The organism is Sphingomonas sp. GM_Shp_2 (assembly GCF_026540875.1).
GTDB classification, from domain to species: domain Bacteria; phylum Pseudomonadota; class Alphaproteobacteria; order Sphingomonadales; family Sphingomonadaceae; genus Sphingomonas; species Sphingomonas carotinifaciens.
Map to the genome: position 1 here is coordinate 1 of NZ_JALNUQ010000093.1, position 4,400 is coordinate 4,400.

Here is a 4,400-nt window from a genome sequence, read left to right on the forward strand (position 1 = left end):
GGTGCCGGTGCGGGCGCAGGGGATGGCCGGGGAGGCGGCGGGGGACAGGTCCGCGCTGCCGAGCGGGGGAGAGGACCGCCGCTATATGCTCGGCCTGCTGGAGCGGATGGCGACGCCGGTGCTGTCGCGCATGGCGCGGGGGCGTCTGCAGCAGGAGTGGACGCCCGAGTTGAGCCCGACCTGGGACAAGCGGGATCCCAAGGTCGCCTATATGGAGGCGTTCGCGCGGCTGATCGACGGGATCGCGCCGTGGCTGGCCCTGCCGGACACCGACGATGCCGAGGGGCGGCTGCGGCGCACGCTGCGCGAACAGGCGGTGCAAAGCTATGTCCACTCGGTCGATCCGGCCAGCCCGGACCGGCTGGGCTGGGAAGGGCATGGCCAGGCGCTGGTCGACAGCGCCTATTTCACCAGTGCGCTGCTGCGTGCGCCAAAGACGTTGTGGGAGCCGCTGGACACCAAGACCAAGCAGCGCATCGTCGCGGTGATCAAAGGCCTGCGCCGCATATCCCCGCCTTATCAGAACTGGCTGCTGTTCGCGGCGATGAACGAAGCGTTCCTGTTCTCAATCGGCGAGGATTGGGACCCGATGCGCGTCGACATGACGGTCAAGCTGTTCGCGGGCGACTGGTATGTCGGGGACGGCTGGTACGGCGATGGCGAGCGGTTCCACTTCGATTACTACAACAGCTACGTCATCCATCCGATGATGGTGCAGGTGCTGGAGGTGCTGTCGCGCGGCAACCCGTCGTTCAACAATCTGAAGCCGGCGGAAGCGTTTGGACAGGCGCGGCACCGGATGCAGCGATATGGCGAGCATCTGGAGCGGATGATCGGGCCGGACGGCGCCTATGCCGCCATCGGCCGGTCGCTGACCTATCGCATCGCGGCGCATCAGGTGCTGGGCGTGCTGGCGTGGCGTGGCTGGCTGCCGGAAACGCTGCCCGGGCCGCAGGTCCGCTCGGCGACGGTGATGGCGGCACGACGGGTGTTCGCCGACCCGAGCAACTTCAATGCGGACGGCTTCCTGACGATCGGCTTTACCCGCGCGCAGCCGACGCTGGGCGACTGGTATTCGAACGCCGGCAGCATGTATATCGCGTCTGAAGGGCTGGTGGCGCTGGGGCGGCCGGCATCGGACCCGTTCTGGACGGGGGCGGCGATGCCGTGGACGATGCGGCGCGCCTATGCGGGGCAGGATTTCCGGAAGGACTATCCGGTCGACTATTGACAGCGCTGTCGATGTAGGCGCGGGGGAAGCGTGTAATCGTAGGATAAGACCGGGTGGCGAGGAGTGAGATGGCCAAGGCTTTGTCGATGGCGGATGCCCTGTTCGCGAAGCTGGAAACCAGCATATTGGACGGGGACCTGGCGCCCGGTGCCCAGATGCCCACGCAGAAGATCATCGCCGAAACCGAAAAGGTCAGCCGGACGGTCGTGCGCGAGGCGGTCGCCCGGCTGGAGGCGCAGGGGCTGGTCGTCTCCCGTCAGGGATCGGGCGTGTATGTGGCGGAGGATGCACGCTATCGCGCGTTCCAGGTGACGCGCGACGAATTGTCGGAACTGGCCGACGTGATCCGGCTGCTGGAGATGCGGCTGGCGATCGAGGCGGAGATGGCGGCGTTCGCCGCGGCACGGCGCACGACCGAGGATGTCGGCGCGATGCGCGCCGCCCTGCGGCGGATGGCGCAGTTCAGTGACGATCCGGTGGCCGCCGCCGCGGCGGACGTGGAGTTTCATCTGGCGATCGCGCGGGCGACACGAAACGACTATTTCGTCCGGTTGATCGACTTTCTGGGCCTGCGTCTGGTGCCGCCACGCAATTTGTATCTGCGCAACAAGCCGGTGGGCGCGCATGAGGCCTATGTCGCCAAGGTGCGGGCCGAGCATGAGGCGATCCTGGACGCCATCACGCGCATGGACGTGCCGCGCGCGCGCCAGGCGGCGTGGGACCATATGCAGGAAAGCCTGAACCGCCATTCCGAATTGAGCGACGGCGCGAACGACGATCCCCAGACCGCTTTGCCGTGAACCGTTTGACATACGGCCGATAGTTATCCTACAAATTGTCGGCGCCGAACGATGCGCGAGATCGGGGGATGGATGCCGATGCGGCACGAGCGGGCAGGGGAGGCGGCAGGGCTATCTGATCGCCGCGTGATGCCCGGCTTTTGCCATCGGCGCGCCCCCCTTGCTGTGATGGAGAAGTGACGATGAACATGCGTCTTGCCCTGGCCCTGGGGCTGGCGTCCGTCGCCGCATGGCCCGGTGCGATCCCTGCCGCAGCGCAAGGCGCGGCGGCGGTCGATCCGGCAGCGGTGCGGGCAACGGCGGTAAAGCTGGCGGACTGGCAGCTCGGCCGGTTGGATCCCAGCCATATCGCGGCAGCCACCGGCGAGACGCGCAATCCACGGGCGTGGGAGCAGGCCGTGTTCTGGGTGGGGATGACCGCGCTGGCAGATGCGCCGGGCACCCCGCCGCGGATCAAGCAGGCGATCATGGACATGGGCCGGCGCAACGCCTGGCGGCCCGGCGACAAGCCCTATTTCGCGGACGATCACGCGATCACCCAGGCCTATTTGTGGGCGGCGGCAAACGGCGCAGGCGCCGAGGCGCGGGCGCCGACGCGCGCGGCATTCGACCGGGTGGTGGACCAGCCGGCGGTGACGACCCTGGCCTTCGCAGTGCCCAAAAAGGGCGGTTACAGTGCCACCGAGTGCCTGGACCGCTGGTGCTGGTGCGATGCGCTGTTCATGGCGCCGCCCGCCCTGGCGGTGCTGAGCAACCAGACGGGCGACCCCAAATACCGGCAGTTCGCCACCAAGGAGTTCTGGGCGACCACCGACTTCCTGTATGATCCGGTCGAGCATCTGTATTACCGGGACAGCCGCTTCTTCGATCGGCGCGACGAGCAGGATCGCAAGCAATTCTGGGCGCGCGGCAATGGCTGGGTGTTCGGCGGCATGGCGCGGATCATCCCGCAACTGCCCGCCAACAGCCCGGACCGGCGCCGGATGGAGGCGCTGTTCAAGGAAATGGCGGCCAAGCTGCTGACCTTACAGAAGCCGGATGGGTATTGGGCGCCGTCCCTGCTGGCGCCGGAGAATTCCCCGCCGGAGACGAGCGGGACGGGCTTCTTCACCTATGGCTTTGCCTGGGGCGTGAAGGCTGGTCTGTTGGACAAGGCGCGCTATCGGCCGGCGGCGCTCCGCGGCTGGAATGCGCTGAGCCGCGCGATACAGCCCGATGGGCGGCTGGGCTGGGTGCAGCAGGTGAGCGACCGGCCCGACCGGGTCACCGCCAGCGATACGCAATATTACGGCGTCGGGGCCTTTCTGCTCGCCGCCACCGCGGTCGCCGATATGGAGCAGACCGGGCGATGAGCGCCGATCCCCTGTTCGCCAAAACCTATCATGCCGTTCATCCCGACATGATGATGGGGGCCAGCAACGCCGACCTGCACGATCGCCATGCGGTGACGGGGCTGTTCCGTGCCGGCGAACTGGTGCTCACCTATTCGCACGGGGAGCGTTTCATCATCGGCGGGGCGATGCCGGGCGAGGCGGCGCTGGACCTGCCGGTGCAGCGGGAGCCGGCAAGTGCGGCCGGGCATCCGCTGCTGGAGCGGCGCGAACTGGGCGTGGTGAATATCGGGCCCGCGGCCGGCACGGTGACGGTGGACGGCGTCGCCTATCCGCTGGCGAAATATGAGGCGCTTTACGTGCCGATGGGCAGCCGGGACGTTCGATTCGAAGGGGCGGGCGCACGCTTCTACCTGCTCAGCGTGCCCGCGCATGCCGCCTATCCGATCGTCCACATGACGCTGGCGGGCAATCCGCCGATGCGGCGCGGCAGCCAGGAGACGTCGAACGCGCGGTCGATCCACCAACTGGTGCTGCCCCATGCCTGCCAGAGCGCGTCGCTGTGCCTGGGGCTGACGCGGCTCGATCCGGGGAGCGTGTGGAACACGATGCCGCCGCACGTTCATGAGCGGCGATCGGAAATCTATTTGTATTTCGACCTGGAGGACGATGCCCGCGTCTTCCACTATATGGGCCAGCCCGACGAGCTGCGCCATATCCTGCTGGGCGATGGCGACGGCGTGATCTCGCCGCCATGGTCGGTGCACATGGGCGCCGGCACCAGCAGCTACAGCTTCGTCTGGGCTATGGCCGGCGAGAACCAGGATTATGAGGACATGGACGTGCTCGATATCTGCCAGCTTGCCTGAGGGCGCGCAGGGTTTCGCGCGCAAGGTCGTCCCCCTTGCCTGTTCGTGCCGAGACATGGCCGCGTGCGGCAACATGCCTCTCGATACACCGTCTCGATACGCGGCTCTGCCGCTACTCGACGGTTACTCGAGACGAACGGGGTTTGGGTCAGGCTGGTGGCATGAGGTT

Annotated in this window: 4 protein-coding genes; all 4 read left to right on the forward strand. The window is 67.2% G+C overall.

Annotation, left to right across the window (positions count from 1 at the left end):
• Position 1 precedes the first annotated feature (1 nt).
• The gene (locus OXR08_RS18535; protein WP_267352120.1) at positions 2-1,231 is read left to right on the forward strand and encodes a DUF2264 domain-containing protein; all 1,230 of its coding nucleotides are present in this window, start codon (positions 2-4) and stop codon (positions 1,229-1,231) included.
• 68 nt (positions 1,232-1,299) lie between these two features.
• Complete coding sequence (locus tag OXR08_RS18540; RefSeq protein WP_112383390.1) at positions 1,300-2,031, forward strand: FCD domain-containing protein; 732 nt, start codon at positions 1,300-1,302, stop codon at positions 2,029-2,031.
• A gap of 182 nt (positions 2,032-2,213) precedes the next feature.
• Positions 2,214-3,383, forward strand: coding sequence for a glycoside hydrolase family 88 protein (locus tag OXR08_RS18545; RefSeq protein WP_267352123.1), 1,170 nt, complete (start codon positions 2,214-2,216; stop codon positions 3,381-3,383).
• 11 nt (positions 3,384-3,394) lie between these two features.
• The gene (kduI, locus tag OXR08_RS18550; RefSeq protein ID WP_267352125.1) at positions 3,395-4,231 is read left to right on the forward strand and encodes a 5-dehydro-4-deoxy-D-glucuronate isomerase; all 837 of its coding nucleotides are present in this window, start codon (positions 3,395-3,397) and stop codon (positions 4,229-4,231) included.
• Positions 4,232-4,400 lie beyond the last annotated feature (169 nt).

What these genes read in the sequence shown, in the direction of transcription:
- OXR08_RS18540 (WP_112383390.1), top strand. Translation starts at nt 1,300, where the DNA reads ATGGCCAAGGCTTTGTCGATGGCGGATGCCCTGTTCGCGAAGCTGGAA.
- OXR08_RS18545 (WP_267352123.1), top strand. Translation starts at nt 2,214, where the DNA reads ATGAACATGCGTCTTGCCCTGGCCCTGGGGCTGGCGTCCGTCGCCGCA.